This is a genomic window from Kocuria sabuli (assembly GCF_040981185.1).
GTDB classification, from domain to species: Bacteria; Actinomycetota; Actinomycetes; order Actinomycetales; family Micrococcaceae; genus Kocuria; species Kocuria sabuli.
Genome location: NZ_JAVHZE010000001.1, coordinates 428,373 through 443,877, shown reverse-complemented (window position 1 = coordinate 443,877; position 15,505 = coordinate 428,373). Strand labels below are relative to the sequence as shown.

Here is a 15,505-nt window from a genome sequence, read left to right as displayed (position 1 = left end):
CGGCCGGCGGCTCAGCTGGGGTCGACGCCCTCGCGGGCGTGCCACAGGCCGGTCATCCAGGCCTCGACCTCGTCGGGGGTGCGCGGCAGCCCTGAGGACAGGTTGACGTTGCCGTCCTCCGTGATCAGGACGTCGTCCTCGATCCGCACGCCGATCCCGCGGTACTCCTCGGGCACCGCGAGGTCCTCCGCCTTGAAGTAGAGGCCGGGCTCGATCGTGAACACCATGCCGGGCTCGATCACCCCGTCCACGTAGAGCTCCCGCTTGGCCTGCGCGCAGTCGTGCACGTCCAGGCCCAGGTGGTGGCTGGTGCCGTGCGGCATCCAGCGCCGGTGGTGCTGGCCCTCCGCGGACAGCGAGACCTCCGCGGGCACGGGGAGCAGCCCCCAGCTCTCGAGCCGCCGGGCGAGCACCTCCATGGCGGCGGCGTGCACGTCGCGGAAGCGGTTGCCCGGCACCGCGGCGTCGAACGCCGCGTCGGCGGCGTCGAGGACGGCCTGGTAGATCCGCCGCTGCACGTCGCTGTAGCGCCCGTTGACCGGCAGGGTGCGGGTGATGTCGGCCGTGTAGAGGGAGTCCGCCTCCACGCCCGCGTCCACGAGGATGAGCTCCCCGGGGATCACCCGGCCGGTGTTGCGGATCCAGTGCAGCACCGTGGCGTTGTTGCCGCACGCCGCGATGGTGTCGTAGCCGAGGTCGTTGCCGTCCGTCCGGGCGCGGGCGAAGAAGGCGCCCTCGACCATCCGCTCGCCGCGGTGGCGGTGGCCCGCGGCCTCGGGGAGCACGTGCACGATGTCGGTGAAGCCGGCGATCGTGGCGTCCACGGCCGTGCGCAGCTGCTCGACCTCGTGGTCGTCCTTGACGAGGCGCAGCTCCGAGAGCGCCTCGGCGAGCTCGCCGTCGAGGGCGTCGGAGGTCTCCAGCTCCACGCCGGTGTTGATCCGGGAGGTGTCGACCAGGGCGTCGACGTTGAGGTCGACCTCGCGCACCAGGCGGATCCGCAGCCCGCCCAGGGCGGTCGGGCCCGCGTTCTTGGTGACCGCGTCCTCGAGCCCGCCGAGGTCCCGGGTGCGCAGCCCGTAGGCGGCGCCCAGCGCCTCCAGGGTCGGGCGGGGCCCCACCCAGAACTCCCCGTTCTTGGCGTCCGCGTAGAACTCCTTGGAGTCCCGCCCGGCCATCGGGTGGAAGTACAGGGTGGCCTCGTGGTGGCCGCCGTCGTCGCCGCGGCCCTCGTCCACGGGCTCGAGCACCAGGACGGCGTCCGGCTCGTGGTCCACGCCCAGACCGGTGAGGTGCGCGAAGGCGGAGTGCGGGCGGAAGCGGTAGTCGGTGTCGTTGGAGCGCACCTTCAGCGGGCCGGCGGGCAGCACGAGGCGCTCGCCCGGGAACTGCTCGGAGATCCGCCGGCGGCGCCGGGCCGCGAAGTCGGCCACCGGCTCCCGCTCGACCTCGGCGGGCTCGGCGTCGGCCCATTGGGAGGCCATGAACTGCTGGAAGGCGGGTGAGTCGGGGCGCTGCGACCGGTTCTCGACCCGGTCGGAGAGCGGCTGCGGGGCGTCCTGGGGAGTGCTGCTGTGCTCTGTCATGGTTCCTTTCCTCGTGTCGTCCGTCTCATCGTGCCACGGGAGACCGCGAGCCGTCCCCGCCGGGGCCGGTATCGTGGAGGCGTGAAGATCGACCTGCACACCCACTCCGCCGACTCCGACGGCACGGAGAGCCCGGCGGACGTCGCCCGCGCCGCCCACGCGGCGGGCCTGGACGTGTTCGCGCTGACCGACCACGACACCACCTCCGGGTGGCAGGCGGCGGGGGACACGGCGGTGGCCCTCGGGGTCGCCTTCGTGCCGGGCATGGAGATCTCCTGCACCACGGCGAACGGCATCTCCGTGCACCTGTTGAGCTACCTGCACGACCCCGCGGACCCGGCGCTGCTGGCCGAGATCGAGTCCTCCCGCGGCTCCCGGCGCACCCGCGCCCAGCGCATGGTCGAGCTCCTCGCGGAGGACTACCCGATCGACTGGGACGTGGTCCTGGACCACGTGCACGAGGACGCGACGGTGGGCCGCCCGCACATCGCCGACGCCCTGGTCAGCGTCGGGGTCGTGGAGAACCGCAGCGCCGCGTTCGCCTCGGTGCTGCACAGCCGTTCCCGCTACTACGTCCCGCACTACGCCCCGGACCCGGTGCGCGCGGTGCACCTGGTGCGGGCCGCCGGGGGCGTCCCGGTGTTCGCCCACCCCCTCGCGGCCGCCCGGGGGCGGGTGGTCGGGCCCGAGGTCTTCGAGGCCATGATCGACGCCGGCCTCGCGGGACTCGAGGTGGCCCACCGGGACAACCCGGACGACGCCCGGGCGAGCCTCGTGCACATGGCCTCCGAGCACGACCTGCTGGTCACGGGCTCGAGCGACTACCACGGCGCCGGCAAGCCCAACCGCCTCGGCGAGAACCTGACGTCCGTGCAGTCGCTCGTGCGGATCGAGGAGCAGGCCACCTCCGGCGTCGGCGTCCGGTACGCCTGAGGCCCCACCCGCCGGGGAGCCCGCCGTCCCGGGCGGCTCAGCCCCAGACGACGGCGTGCGGCAGCCGGGCGCGCATGACCTCGACCGCCTCCGGGTTGCTGTCCGCGCACACGAACCGCCGGCCCAGCTGCTGGGCGGCGGCGCCGAGGGTCCCGGAGCCGGCGAAGAAGTCCAGCACCCAGTCCCCGCGGGCGGAGCTGGCCGCGACCATCCGCCGCACGAGGCCCACCGGCTTCTGGGTGGGGTAGCCGGTCTTCTCCCGCCCGGTGGGGGAGACGATGGTGTGCCACCACACGTCCGTGGGCAGCTTGCCCCGCTCGACCTTCTCCGGGGTCACCAGGCCCGGCGCCATGTAGGGCTCCCGGTCCACCTCGGCGCTGTCGAACAGGTAGCGCTCGGGGTCCTTGACGTAGACGAGGACGTTGTCGTGCTTGGCCGGCCACCGGCGGCGGGAGCGCCCGCCGTAGTCGTAGGCCCAGATGATCTCGTTGAGGAAGCACTCCCGGCCGAAGATCGTGTCCAGCATGACCTTGGCGTAGTGCACCTCCCGGTAGTCGAGGTGCAGGTAGAGCGTCCCGTCGTCGGCGAGGACCCGCCACGCCTCGCGCAGCCGGGGCTCCAGGAACCCCCAGTAGTCGGCGAACGCGTCGTCGTAGCTGCGCAGGGCGCCGAGCACGGTCGTGTAGGAGCGGCCGGCGAAGCCGGTGCGGTCGCCCTCGCCGACCGCCGCGGGGGTCATGGTGGACGCCCGCCGCCGCTGGGTGCGGCCCGTGTTGAAGGGCGGGTCCACGTAGATCATGCGGAAGGCCCCGTCGGGCAGCCGCCGCAGGAGATCCAGGTTCTCCGCGGCGACCACCGCGTCGGGGCCCTCGGCGTCGAAGGCGAAGGGGCTCACTCGCCGGCGGTGCCGCTCTGCGCCTGCTGGACCTCGCCGCTGCCCGTGCCGCCGCGCCGGCGCCGGCGCCTGCGGGTGGCGCCGTCCGGGGTGTGCTCCACCGAGGTCTCCCGAGGGGTCTCCCGGGCGGTCTCTCGGTCCCGCCCGCGCGGGGTCTCACGGGGCTCCCCGGTCTTCTCGGTGTCCTCCCGGCGGACCCGGCGTTCGGTCCGGGCCTCGCCCCGGCGGGCTCCGCCGCCCGAGCGGGACGCGTCGCGGTCGCGGGAGCGCCCGCCCCGGCTCTCGCCGCGGTTCTCGCCGCGGGGACCGCCCTTGCGCCCGCCCGGCTCGCCCAGGTCCTCGAGCACCTCGGCCTCGAGCCCGGCGTGGGTGCGCTTCGAGCGGGGCAGCCGGCCCTTGGTGCCCTTCGGGATGCCCAGGTCCTCGTACAGGTGCTCCGAGGAGGAGTAGGTCTCGCGGGGCTCGGGGATGCCGAGCTCGAGGGCCTTGTCGATCAGCCGCCAGCGCGGCACGTCGTCCCAGTCGACGAAGGTCACGGCCGTGCCCTTGTTGCCCGCGCGGCCGGTGCGGCCGGTGCGGTGCAGATAGGTCTTCTCGTCCTCGGGGCACTGGAAGTTGATGACGTGGGTGACGTCCACGACGTCGATGCCGCGGGCGGCCACGTCCGTGGCCACGAGGACGTCGACCTTGTTGTTGCGGAAGGCGCGCAGGGCCTGCTCGCGCGCGCCCTGGCCGAGGTCGCCGTGCAGGGGAGCGGCGGCGAAGCCCCGGGAGATCAGCTCGTCCGCGAGCTTGGCGGCGGCCCGCTTGGTCTTCGTGAACACGATCGTGCGCCCGCGCCCCTCGGCCTGCAGGATCCGGGCCACGACCTCGTCCTTGTCGAGCTGGTGGGCCCGGTAGACGACCTGGCGGATGTCCTTCTTGGTGGCGCCCTCGTCGGGCGCGGCGGCCCGGATGTGCATGGGCTTGGTCATGTAGCGGCGGGCCATGGCCACCACGGGGCCGGGCATCGTCGCGGAGAACAGCATCGTCTGGCGGACCTCGGGCACGGCCGCGAGGAGCTTCTCGACGTCGGGCAGGAAGCCCAGGTCCAGCATCTCGTCGGCCTCGTCGAGGACCACGGCCCGCACCGCCGAGAGGTCCAGGTGGCGCTGCCGGTTCAGGTCGATGAGCCGGCCGGGGGTGCCCACGACCACCTCGACGCCCCGCTGGAGCTCCTCGATCTGGGGCTCGTAGGCGCGCCCGCCGTAGATGGTCGCCACCCGGGCGTCGCGGGTCCGCGCGGCGGTGGAGAGGTCGTGGCCGACCTGGACCGCGAGCTCGCGCGTGGGCACCACGATGAGCGCCTGGGGGGCGCCCGGGTTCTTCAGCCGGTCCCAGCCGGCGTCGCCGCGGCCCACGACGCGCTGGACCACGGGGATGCCGAAGCCCAGGGTCTTGCCCGTGCCGGTCTTGGCCTGGCCGATGATGTCCTGCCCGGACAGGGCCACGGGCAGGGTCATGGCCTGGATCGGGAAGGGGTGCAGGATGCCCTCGGCCTCGAGGGAGTCGACGATGTCCTGGCGCACCCCGAACTCGGCGAAGCCCTGCGGCAGCGGCTCGGGGTGCTCGTCGGTCTCGACGACGAGCTCGGGGGTGCCGGTCAGCGCCTCCTCGCGGGGGGCGGTGTCCTCGGTGGTGGTGTCGGTGATGGGGTCGGTCACGATCGGGTTCCTTCGTTCGGGCACGCCCGCTGAGGGGCGGGGACCGCGAGGTCCGGCCGCCGGGCCGCCGTCGTGGCGGGCGCCGGGGCGTGCGTTGGGTGGAAGCCGATCGTGAGCGTGCGCCGCCCCGGCCGGGCGCGCCACGGGTCGTGGCGCCCGGATCCGGTCCCGTGCGCGGCCGCCGTGCGGGGCCTGGTCGCGGGGGAGCGGGGGGCGAAGGTGTCTGTCGTTCGTGGGATCGCGGGTACGACCGGTCATCCAGTGCGCTTAACAGTGTAGCCCGGCGACCGCGCACACTCCGTGCGGTCGCCGGGCCGGGGTCCCGCCGTGCTCGGCGGAGGGCGCTCAGTCGTCCTTGGTGAAGGGCGTGAAGCCCACGGTCCGCTTCTGCTCGGCACCGACGGCTGCGTAGCCGATGACGCCGGCGGGGACCACGGTCACGTTGCCCTTGGTGTCCGTGAGGGTCAGCGGGTTCCCGGAGGAGACGGCCGCGGTGATCTTCTCCACGGCCTCCTGCGCCTCGAGGGCGGAGTCGACGACGATCTCCCGGGCGACGTGCTGAACACCGATCTTGATTTCCATGGGTCCTCCTCGGGACAGGCTGCGGGGTGCGTCCCGGTCAGTCTAGGGAGGGCCCTACTCCCAGTCCTCGTCGATGATCGAGATTCCGCCCCAAGCTAAACGGAAGATCTGCCGCTGCGCCTCGGCCCGCTCGCCGGTGCCCGGGTTGCGGATCCAGTGCACCGCGGCGGTCTGCGCCATGCCCGTCAGGGAGCGGGAGACGAGCACCGCGTGCGGGTGGCTCAGCCCCGCGTTCGGTCCGAGCACCGCGGCGATCGCGTCGGACACGGCCAGGTGGAAGTTCTCGAACCGCTCCGCGACCTCCGGGTCCGCGAGCAGGTCCGACTCGAAGATCAGCCGGTGCGCCTCCGGGTTGGCCTCCACGAAGCCGAAGTAGACGTCCAGCATGGACTCCACCCGCTCGCGGTTGACCTCGCTGCCCCGCAGCGCGGACACCAGGGCCGACGAGAGCTCCAGGAGGTAGTAGTCGACGAGTGCCAGGTAGAGCTCGCGCTTGCCGGGGAAGTGCTGGTAGAGCACGGGCTTGCTCACCTGGGCGGCGTCCGCGATGTCGTCCATCGACGACCCGTGGTAGCCGTTCGAGGAGAACACGGTCAGAGCCGTCTCCAGCAGCTGCCGGCGGCGTGCCTCCCGCGGAAGGCGCGCGGGGCGGCCTCTCCTGGTCTCGTTCATGAACCGTTCCTCCTCAACGGGCCGGCGGGGCCGGCCGCACCGGTGCTGCCCTACCCCGCCGCCTGCGGACGGTGGTCGATCTCCGCGGCCTGGGCGGCGAGCGGGGGAGCGGTCCGCTCGGCCGGGGCCGGGGGGACCTCGATCCCGTACAGGGCCGCCAGGCCGGTGATGTACTCGTCCTGCCGGCCCTGCGCGGCGAGCTCGCGGGCCCGGACGGTCGGGGTGTGCAGGAGGGAACGGACCATGCGGCGCATCGCGAGCTCGATCTGCTCCTGCGCGGCCGTGCACCCGTGGTGGGACGTGACCTTCTCGAGCTCGGCGTCGAGGACGGCCATGGTGTGCTTGCGCAGCGCCACGATCGCGGCGTCCATGTCCCGCCCGTCCTGGCTCGCGGCGAACTCCTGGGCCGCCTGCTCGACGATCCCGGTCGCGGCCTCGACCGACTCCCGGGTCTCGTCCGGGGCCGCCAGGCGCACCGACTCGAGGGAGATCAGCTCGACCCCGGGCAGGTCCGCCACGGCGGGGTCGAAGTCGCGGGTCAGCGCGAGGTCGACGACGGTGCGGGGGCCGGACGGGAACGCGGCCGCGCCCATGGGGGAGGAGCCGCCGCTGCAGCCGATCACGACGTCGGCGCGCTCGAGGGCCGCGGCCAGGTCCCCGGCCTCCACCGGGGTCCCGCCGCGGTTCTGCGTGAACTGCTCCGCGCGGCCGGAGGCGGAGTGCACCTCGATGTCGGCGCAGCCGCGGTCGCGCAGGGCGGCCATGGTGGCCCCGGCGTAGGCGCCCGTGCCGAACACGAGCGCTCGGCGCGAGGCCCAGGTGCCGGTGGTGACGTCGTCGGCGAGGTCCAGGGCCACGGAGACGATCGAGCGGCCCCGCTCGCCCAGCGCGGTCTGCGTCCCGACCTTGCGGGCGGTGCGCGCCGCCGCCTCGAAGAGGCGCTGGAGGTGGCCCGAGACGGTCCCCGCCTGCTGGGCCTCGTTGAGCGCCCGCCGGACCTGACCGGTGATCTCGCGCTCGCCCACCACGGCGGACTCCAGCCCGGAGACCACCGTGAAGAGGTGGCGGGCCGCGCCCGCGTCGGTGAAGGCCCGCAGCGAGCCCGTGACGAACTCGGGATCGAGCCCGGAGCGGGAGCCGATCTGCTCGGCGAGCTCCCCGAGGACCTCGTCCAGCGCGGTCCGGGGCGAGGTGCCGGGTGCGGGGGCGAGCTCGCCGTAGAGCTCCAGCCGGTTGCACGTGGACAGCGTCACGGCGCCCTGGAGCCGGCCGGAGCGGACCATCTCCTCGGACAGACCGAGAGCACCGGTGCTGAGACGCGCAACGGTGTTCAGATCGACGTTCTGGTGGGAGGCGACGAGTGCGAAGAGGACCACAGTCCATTCATACTAGACGGTCACCGCGGATCCGTGCCCGGTGACGCGTGAGAGACCTCTCACGCCGTGGCGGTGACGCTGCGTCAGTAAACGACGTCGGTGTTCCTTGGCACAATGGAGGCACTATGCCTACCACCCCTGAGACGGCGAGCACGCCGGACACGTCGACCGCAGCCGTTCCCGGGCATCCCACGGACGGCACCCACCCCGCGACGGCGCTCGACCGCCTGACCGGCTCGCTCGGGGCGCTGCCGGAGCGCCACCCGCTGCGCTCCGCAGGGACGCTGGACGCGCCCCTGCTGCAGGCCCTCACCGGCCGCACGCCCGCCCGCCGCCCGGTGTGGTTCATGCGGCAGGCGGGCCGCTCGCTGCCGGAGTACCGCAGCCTCCGCCAGGGCACCGCGATGCTCGACGCCTGCCTCGACCCCGCGATGGCCGCCGAGATCACCCTGCAGCCGGTGCGCCGGCACGACGTCGACGCCGCCATCTTCTTCTCCGACATCGTCGTGCCCATGCGCGTGGCCGGGGTGGACGTCGAGATCGTCCCCGGCCGGGGGCCCGTGCTGGAGCGCCCCGTGCGCACCGCCGCGGACGTGGCCGCCCTCCCGGAGCTCGAGGCCGCCGCCCTGGACCCGATCCGGGAGGCCGTCGCCCGCACCGTCGCCGAGCTCGGTGCCACCCCGCTCATCGGCTTCGCCGGGGCCCCCTTCACCGTGGCCGCCTACATGGTGGAGGGCGGGCCCTCGCGGGACCACCTCCTGCCGCGCACCATGATGCACGCCGACCCCGCCGCGTGGCGGGCGCTCGCCGAGTGGGCGGCCCGGACCTCCGGCGCGTTCCTGCGCGCCCAGGTCGAGGCCGGTGCCTCCGCCGTGCAGCTGTTCGACTCCTGGGCCGGCTCCCTCTCGCTGGCCGACTACCGTGCGCACGTCCTGGAGCACTCGGCGGCCGCGCTCGGCGCCGTCGCCGACCTCCCCGTGCCCCGGGTGCACTTCGGGACCGGCACGGGCGAGCTGCTCCCGGCCATGCGCGACGCCGGGGCGGACGCCGTCGGCGTCGACTACCGGCTGCCGCTCGAGGAGGCCAACCGCCGGCTCGGCGGCCGCACGGTGCTCCAGGGCAACATCGACCCGGCCCTGCTCGCCGCCCCGTGGCCCGTGCTGGCCGAGCACGTGCGCGAGGTGCTGCGCGGCGGGGACTCCGCGCCCGGCCACGTCGTCAACCTCGGCCACGGCGTCCCCCCGGGGACGGACCCCCAGGTGCTGACCGACCTCGTGGGCTTCGTCCACGACCAGCCGCTGGAGCAGTCCCCGCGCGAGGGAACGCCGTGAGCCCCGGACCCGGCGGACGGCGGATCCGGCCGCGCTCCGCCCTCGTGGTGGGCGGCGGGGTCTCCGGCCTCGTGGCCGCCCACGACCTCGCCGCCCGCGGACTGCGCGTCACGCTGGTCGAGGCCGAGGACCACCTCGGCGGCGCCGTCGGCGCCCACCAGGTGGCGGGCCTCGTCATGGACTCCGGGGCGGAGTCCTTCGCGACGCGCTCCCGGGCCGTCCCCGACCTCCTGGACGAGCTCGGCCTGGGCGACCGGGTCGTGCAGCCGCACCGCGCCGGCTCCTGGCTCTTCCTGCCGGAGGGCGCGGTGCCGGCCCCGGACTCCGGGATCCTCGGCATCCCCGCCGACCCGAGCGCGCCCCGGCTGCGGACCGCCCTCGGCCGGGCGGGCGCCACCCGCGCCGGGCTCGACCGCCGGCTGCCCGCGTTCGTCGGCCTGACCGAGCGCTCCCTCGGCGGGCTCGTCCGGGCGCGGATGGGGGCGCGCGTGCTCGAGCGGCTGGTCGCGCCGTTCACCACGGGCGTGCACTCCGCCCACCCCGACGACCTCGACGTCGACGCGGTGGCTCCCGGGCTGCGCCAGGCCCTGCGCGAGCATGGCTCCCTCGGGGCCGCCGCGGGCGCCCTGCGCCGTGCCGCCCCCGCGGGCTCGAACGTGGCCGGGCTGCGCGGCGGGATGAACGCCCTGTCCGAGACGCTCGTGCGCGAGCTCGAGCGGGCGGGCGTGAAGCTCGTGACCGACTACGACGTCATCGCCCTGGACCGCGATCCCCGGCGCGACGGCTGGATGGTCATCCAGCGCCAGCCGCGCCGCGGGGAGAAGACCGCCGTGGCCCGGGGCGAGCTGCTCGTCATGGCCACGGACGGCGCGACCGCCATCCGGCTCCTGGCGAGCCACCGCGACGAGCTCCAGCGCTTCATGCCGGAACCGGGTCCCCAGGTGGCCCTGGCCACGCTCGTGGTGGACGAGCCCCGCCTGGACGGCGCACCGCGCGGCACGGGCCTGCTCGTGAGCGAGGACGCGCCCGCGGTGCGCGCCAAGGCCCTCACCCACGCCAGCGCGAAGTGGGACTGGGTCCGGGAGGCCGCCGGCCCCGGTCGGCACGTCCTGCGCCTGTCCTACGGCCGGGCCCAGGCCGACCCCGCCGCGGTGCCCCCCGAGGTGGCCCTGCCCGACGACCAGCTCATCCGCCTGGCGCTCTCCGACGCCTCGACCCTGATGGGCGTCACCCTGCGGCCCCGGCAGCTGGTCGGCGCCGACATCGTGCGCTGGCGCTCGGCCCTGCCCCGTGCGGGGGTCGGCCACGCCCGGCGGGTGGCGGAGTTCCGCGGGGCGCTCGCGGAGCTGCCCGACGCCGCCGCCGTCGGCGGGTGGCTGGCGGGCACGGGGCTGGCCTCCGTCGTCGCCGACACCCGCGCGCAGGTCCGCGCCCTGCTCGCCGAGGCGGGCGTCCCGGAGGACGCCGCGCCGTCCCGGGCCGAGCCGGCCCGGAGGACACCGACCACACCCGACGAAAGGACCGATCCTTGAGCCACGACACCAGGCCGCAGCCGCACGACGGCCGTCCCGCCGCCGCGCCCGAGCAGCCGCAGGACGGGGGCGCGGAGCAGCTGTACTGGGCCGTCTGGTCCGTGTTCGCCCGTCCCGCGGCGTCCACCGCCGCCGCCGACGCCTCCGCCGCGGAGTTCGACGGCGTCGTCGAGCAGCTGGCGGCCGAGGGCGTGACGCTGCGCGGGGTCTACGACGTCTCCGGGATGCGCGAGGACGCCGACGTCCTCACCTGGCTGCACGGCGAGGACCCGCAGGCCCTGCAGGCGGCGGTCCGCCGGCTGCGCCGCACGGGGCTGCTGGCCGGCACGTCCCAGGTCTGGAACGCGATGGGCGTCCACCGGGAGGCGGAGTTCACCCGCAACCACTCGCCGTCCTTCGCCCGCGGGGTCCCGGCCGAGCAGTGGGTGTGCGTCTACCCGTTCGTGCGCTCCTACGAGTGGTACTACATGAACCCCCAGCGCCGCGGCGAGATGCTGCGCAACCACGGGATGGCGGCGCGGGACTACCCGCAGGTGCTCGCCAACACCATCGCGTGCTTCGGGCTCAACGACTTCGAGTGGCTGCTGGCCCTCGAGGCGCCCGAGCTCGTGGACCTCGTGGACGTGATGCGGGCCTTCCGCAACACGGAGGCCCGGCTGCACGTGCGCGAGGAGACACCCTTCTACACCGGTCGCCGGATCGGCACCGAGGAGATCGCGGAGGTGCTCCGATGAGCGTCGAGAACGAGCTGTCCCGTGCCCGGGCGCACGCGCCCGTGGACTACGACGCCGTCGTCCTCTCCTCCTTTGGGGGGCCCGAGGGCCAGGACGACGTCCTGCCCTTCCTGCGCAACGTCACGAAGGGCCGCGGCATCCCCGACGAGCGGCTCGAGGAGGTCGCCACCCACTACCGGGCCAACGGCGGTGTGAGCCCCATCAACGCCCAGAACCGTGCCCTGCGGGCCGCCCTCGAGGCCGAGCTGCTGGGCCGGGGGATGCACGTGCCCGTGCTGTGGGCCAACCGCAACTGGTCGCCCTACGTGACCGACGTGGTGCGGGAGTGCCACGCCCGCGGCATGCGCAAGCTGCTGGTCCTCGCCACGAGCGCCTACTCCAGCTACTCCGGGTGCCGGCAGTACCGGGAGGACTACGGCGTCGCGCTCGAGGAGCTCGGCCTGCGGGACGAGATGCAGATCGACAAGGTCCGCCAGTACTACGACTCCGAGGGCTTCGTGCAGCCCTTCGTCGAGGGCCTCCGCGAGGGTCTCGCGCAGGTCCGCGGGCGGCTCGGCGCCGACGGGGGCCGGATCGCGGTCCTGTTCTGCACCCACTCCATCCCCACCACCGACGCCGAGGCCTCCGGGCCGGCACGGATGGACTTCGAGGAGGACTCCGCCTACGTGGCCCAGCACCTGGCCGTCGCCCGGACCGTGCTCGAGCGCGTCGGTCCGGAGGAGCTGGGGGACCACACCTGGGACCTCGTCTACCAGTCCCGCTCCGGGCCCCTACAGGTGCCGTGGCTCGAGCCGGACGTCAACGACGCCCTCGAGGAGCTCGCCGGGCGCGGCGTCGCCGGCGTGGTGCTCGTGCCGCTGGGCTTCGTCTCCGACCACATGGAGGTCAAGTGGGACCTCGACACCGAGGCCCTCGAGACCTGCGAGCGGCTCGGCCTCCCCGCCGTCCGCACCCCCACCGCGGGCACGCACCCGGCCTTCGTGGCCGGGCTCGCGGACCTCGTGGAGCAGCGGGTCGCCGACCGCACCGCGCCGCCGCGGGCCTCCGCGTGCGCCCCGGGCACGTGGTTCGACGACTGCGCCCCGGACTGCTGCGTCAAGGTGCTGCGCGGCGCCTCCGGGCCGCGGCCGACGATCGCCCAGCGGCCGGAGGGCGAGCCGATCCCGGCCGGCCTCGACGACGCGGGGGAGGTGCGGTCCGCGTGAGCGCCGAGACCGCCGCGGAACGGCCGGTCCTGCGGGTCGGGACCCGCGGCTCCCAGCTCGCCCTCACCCAGACCACCACGGCGGCCCGCGCCGTGGCGGCGGCGGGCGGGCTGGAGCCCGAGCTCGTCACGATCCGCACCGAGGGCGACGTGCTCACCGGACCGCTGTCCCAGATGGGCGGGACCGGCGTCTTCGCCACGGCCCTGCGCGCGGCGCTGCTGGCCGGCTCGGTGGACCTCGCCGTGCACTCGCTCAAGGACCTGCCCACCGCCCCCGTGCCGGGGCTCGAGGTGGCCGCGGTGCCGGAGCGGGAGGACCCACGTGACGCCCTGTGCGCCCGGGACGGCCTGACCCTCGCGCAGCTGCCTGCGGGGGCCAGGGTCGGCACCGGCTCCCCGCGGCGGGCGGCGCAGGTGCGCGCGGCCCGCCCGGACCTGGAGATCGTCGACATCCGCGGCAACGTGGGCACCCGGCTGGCCCGCGTGGCCCCCGGCGACCTCGACGCCGTGGTGCTCGCCGCCTCGGGGCTCCGGCGGCTGGGCCGGGAGGACGCGATCACGGAGCTGATCGACCCTGCCGTCATGCTCCCCGCACCGGGCCAGGGCGCCCTGGCCCTGGAGTGCCGCGCCGAGGACGCCTCCGGCGACGCCCCGCTCGCCGCGGCCCTGGCCGCGGTGGACCACCGGGACACCCGGCTCGCCGTGACCGCCGAGCGGGCGCTGCTGACCCGCCTCGAGGCCGGGTGCGCCGCCCCCGTGGGCACCTTCGGGCGGCTCGAGGGCGACGAGCTCGTGCTCGACGTGGTCGTGGCCGACCCCGACGGCAGCCGGCTCATGCGCCGCAGCGGCACGACCGCGGAGCGCACCGTCGACGCTGCCCGGGGCCTCGGCACACGACTGGCCGAGGAGCTGCTCGCCGACGGCGCCGGCCGGCTGGCCCGGTTGACGCTCTGAGACCCGTGCCGCCGCCCGGCCACGACGACGACCACCCCGGCGCCCTGCGCGGCGCCCGGGTGGTCGTCACCCGCTCCGCCGACCGCGCCCGGGAGCTCGTGGCGCTGCTGCGGGCCGAGGGCGCCGGGGTGCGGCTCGCGCCGCTGCTCGAGCCGACCCTGCCGGCCGACACCGGGCCGCTGGCCGCGCTGCTGGACCGTGCGTCGGACCCTGGAACGGCCGGGCGCACGTGGCTGGCCGTGACCTCGGTCAACACGGTCCGGGCCCTGCAGGCGGTGGCCGGTGTCCCGGCCCGGCCGGGACTCGGCGACCGGCTGGCCGCGGCGCGGAGCGCGGGGCTGCGCGTGGCCGCGGTCGGGGACGCCACGGCGGCGGCCCTCACGGCCGCCGGGCTGGTCCCGGACCTCGTTCCCGGCACGGCGCACTCGGCCGCCGGGCTGCTCGCGGACTGGCCGGCCGAACCGGCCCCCGGCACCGTCCTGCTGCCCCTCTCCGCCCGTGCGAGACCCTCCCTCGAGGCGGGCCTGACCGCGAAGGGGTACCGTGTCGTCACGGCCACGGCCTACGAGACGGTCCCGTGGCCGGCCCCGGCACCCCTCGTCCCGGGCAGCGCGGAGCACGCCGACGGCGTGCCGACGCTGGACCGGGCGGAGCTGCTGGCGGCCCTCGCCGCCGGCGAGGCCGATGCGGTGGTGCTCACGGCGCCGTCGCACCTCGCCGAGCTCGTCGGCGACGACCCGGCCGTCCTGGCGGGCACCGCCCTCGTGGCCATCGGCGATCCGACCCGCCGGGCCGCCGCCGACCGCGGCTTGTCCGCCCTCGCGGCGTCCCGCCCCACCCCGGAGGCGGTCCGCGCCGCTCTCGCCCGGGTCCTCGCGACCCCCGACGGGGCGCAGCGCCCCGCACCGACGACACCGACGACACCCACGACCGAGGAGACGACCTCCGTGACCCACCGAACCCCGCGCTACGACCTGGTGTCCCGGCCCCGCCGGCTGCGCAGCACCCCCGCCGTGCGCCGCCTCGCCGCGCAGACCAGGGTCCACCCCGCCGACCTCATCCTGCCCGTGTTCGTGCGGGAGGGGCTCACTGAGCCCGCCCCGCTCGGCTCCATGCCGGGCGTCGTCCAGCACTCCATGGACTCCCTCCGGCGCGCCGCGGCGGAGGTCGCGGCCAAGGGCCTGGGCGGGATCATGCTCTTCGGCGTGCCCGCCGAGCGCGACCCCCGGGGCAGCGCGGGGTGCGATCCCGAGGGCATCCTGAACCGTGCCCTGCGCGCCGTCCGCGCCGAGGTGGGCGACGACACGGTGGTCATGGCGGACCTGTGCCTCGACGAGTTCACGGACCACGGCCACTGCGGCGTGCTGGCCGGCGACGGGACCGTAGACAACGACGCGACCCTGGAGGTCTACGGCCGGATGGCCGTCGCCCAGGCCGAGGCCGGGGCCCACGTGCTCGGCCCCTCCGGCATGATGGACGGCCAGGTCGGGGTGATCCGCTCCGCCCTCGACGAGGCGGGACGCCCCGACGTCGCCGTCCTGGCCTACTCCGTGAAGTACTCCTCGGCGTTCTACGGCCCGTTCCGCGAGGCCGTGGACTCCCAGCTGCAGGGCGACCGGCGCACCTACCAGATGGACCCCGCCAACCGGCGGGAGGCCCTGCACGAGCTGCAGCTGGACCTGGACGAGGGCGCCGACATGGTCATGGTCAAGCCCGCCATGAGCTACCTCGACGTCCTGCGCGACGTCGCCGAGGTCTCCCCGGTGCCCGTCTCCGCCTACCAGATCTCCGGCGAGTACGCCATGATCGAGGCCGCCGCGGCCAACGGGTGGATCGACCGGCGGGCCGCCGTCCAGGAGTCCGTGCTCTCCATCCGCCGCGCCGGGGCCGACTCCGTGCTCACCTACTTCGCCGTCGAGCTCGCGGACTGGTTCCGCGAGGAGAACGGCCTCTCCTGACCCCCACCATCCCCGAGCCGGCACCCCCGGCGGAAGGAAGCAGAC

At 75.3% G+C, this 15,505-nt stretch carries 13 protein-coding genes and 1 pseudogene; 8 read left to right on the top strand and 6 right to left on the bottom strand.

The window, feature by feature from the left end; genetic code table 11:
- Positions 1 to 11 precede the first annotated feature (11 nt).
- Complete coding sequence (locus RE027_RS02000; RefSeq protein WP_368806551.1) at positions 12 to 1,586, bottom strand: aminopeptidase P family protein; 1,575 nt, start codon at positions 1,584 to 1,586, stop codon at positions 12 to 14.
- Between the two features lie 81 nt (positions 1,587 to 1,667).
- Between RE027_RS02000 and RE027_RS01995 the strand changes: the two genes are divergently transcribed.
- Positions 1,668 to 2,519, top strand: coding sequence for a PHP domain-containing protein (locus RE027_RS01995; RefSeq protein ID WP_368806550.1), 852 nt, complete (start codon positions 1,668 to 1,670; stop codon positions 2,517 to 2,519).
- A gap of 37 nt (positions 2,520 to 2,556) precedes the next feature.
- Here the strand turns inward: RE027_RS01995 and RE027_RS01990 are convergent, their stop codons facing one another.
- From RE027_RS01990 to RE027_RS01970, 5 genes are all read right to left on the bottom strand, one after another.
- Entirely contained in the window at positions 2,557 to 3,414 is an 858-nt protein-coding gene (locus tag RE027_RS01990) for a DNA-methyltransferase (RefSeq protein ID WP_368806549.1), read from the bottom strand.
- Positions 3,411 to 5,117 carry a DEAD/DEAH box helicase gene (locus tag RE027_RS01985; RefSeq protein ID WP_438612402.1) on the bottom strand — a complete coding sequence of 569 codons (1,707 nt, stop codon included), beginning with the start codon at positions 5,115 to 5,117 and terminating at the stop codon, positions 3,411 to 3,413. Before RE027_RS01985 ends, RE027_RS01990 begins: the two co-directional genes overlap by 4 nt.
- Before the next feature lie 345 nt (positions 5,118 to 5,462).
- Entirely contained in the window at positions 5,463 to 5,699 is a 237-nt protein-coding gene (locus RE027_RS01980) for a DUF3107 domain-containing protein (protein WP_368806548.1), read from the bottom strand.
- A gap of 54 nt (positions 5,700 to 5,753) precedes the next feature.
- On the bottom strand, positions 5,754 to 6,371 hold the full coding sequence (locus RE027_RS01975; RefSeq protein WP_368806547.1) for a TetR/AcrR family transcriptional regulator: 618 nt from the start codon (positions 6,369 to 6,371) through the stop codon (positions 5,754 to 5,756).
- A gap of 50 nt (positions 6,372 to 6,421) precedes the next feature.
- Entirely contained in the window at positions 6,422 to 7,747 is a 1,326-nt protein-coding gene (locus RE027_RS01970; RefSeq protein WP_368806546.1) for a glutamyl-tRNA reductase, read from the bottom strand.
- A gap of 125 nt (positions 7,748 to 7,872) precedes the next feature.
- On the opposite strand from RE027_RS01970, the gene hemE reads away from it, so the two are divergent.
- From hemE to hemB, 7 genes and pseudogenes are all read left to right on the top strand, one after another.
- Entirely contained in the window at positions 7,873 to 9,078 is a 1,206-nt protein-coding gene (gene hemE, locus RE027_RS01965; RefSeq protein WP_368806545.1) for a uroporphyrinogen decarboxylase, read from the top strand.
- Positions 9,075 to 10,610 carry a protoporphyrinogen oxidase gene (gene hemG / locus RE027_RS01960; RefSeq protein ID WP_368806544.1) on the top strand — a complete coding sequence of 512 codons (1,536 nt, stop codon included), beginning with the start codon at positions 9,075 to 9,077 and terminating at the stop codon, positions 10,608 to 10,610. The genes hemE and hemG overlap by 4 nt, the downstream gene beginning before the upstream one ends.
- The gene (gene hemQ, locus RE027_RS01955) at positions 10,607 to 11,344 is read left to right on the top strand and encodes a hydrogen peroxide-dependent heme synthase (RefSeq protein ID WP_387919218.1); all 738 of its coding nucleotides are present in this window, start codon (positions 10,607 to 10,609) and stop codon (positions 11,342 to 11,344) included. Before hemG ends, hemQ begins: the two co-directional genes overlap by 4 nt.
- A complete protein-coding gene (locus RE027_RS01950; protein WP_368806543.1) occupies positions 11,341 to 12,549 on the top strand; it encodes a ferrochelatase in 1,209 nt (402 codons plus the stop codon). Before hemQ ends, RE027_RS01950 begins: the two co-directional genes overlap by 4 nt.
- Positions 12,546 to 13,502, top strand: a complete 957-nt coding sequence (gene hemC / locus RE027_RS01945; RefSeq protein WP_368806542.1) for a hydroxymethylbilane synthase — start codon at positions 12,546 to 12,548, stop codon at positions 13,500 to 13,502. The genes RE027_RS01950 and hemC overlap by 4 nt, the downstream gene beginning before the upstream one ends.
- 5 nt (positions 13,503 to 13,507) lie before the next feature.
- Positions 13,508 to 14,290: pseudogene (locus RE027_RS01940) on the top strand (uroporphyrinogen-III synthase); the annotation flags it as partial.
- Between the two features lie 159 nt (positions 14,291 to 14,449).
- Positions 14,450 to 15,460: a porphobilinogen synthase gene (hemB, locus tag RE027_RS01935; RefSeq protein WP_368806611.1), complete on the top strand. Its 1,011-nt coding sequence runs from the start codon at positions 14,450 to 14,452 to the stop codon at positions 15,458 to 15,460.
- Positions 15,461 to 15,505 lie beyond the last annotated feature (45 nt).

Coding starts and splice junctions, on each gene's coding strand:
- RE027_RS01975 (WP_368806547.1), bottom strand. CDS start 6,371: ATGAACGAGACCAGGAGAGGCCGCCCCGCGCGCCTTCCGCGGGAGGCA.
- RE027_RS01980 (WP_368806548.1), bottom strand. CDS start 5,699: ATGGAAATCAAGATCGGTGTTCAGCACGTCGCCCGGGAGATCGTCGTC.
- RE027_RS02000 (WP_368806551.1), bottom strand. CDS start 1,586: ATGACAGAGCACAGCAGCACTCCCCAGGACGCCCCGCAGCCGCTCTCC.
- RE027_RS01950 (WP_368806543.1), top strand. CDS start 11,341: ATGAGCGTCGAGAACGAGCTGTCCCGTGCCCGGGCGCACGCGCCCGTG.
- hemE (WP_368806545.1), top strand. CDS start 7,873: ATGCCTACCACCCCTGAGACGGCGAGCACGCCGGACACGTCGACCGCA.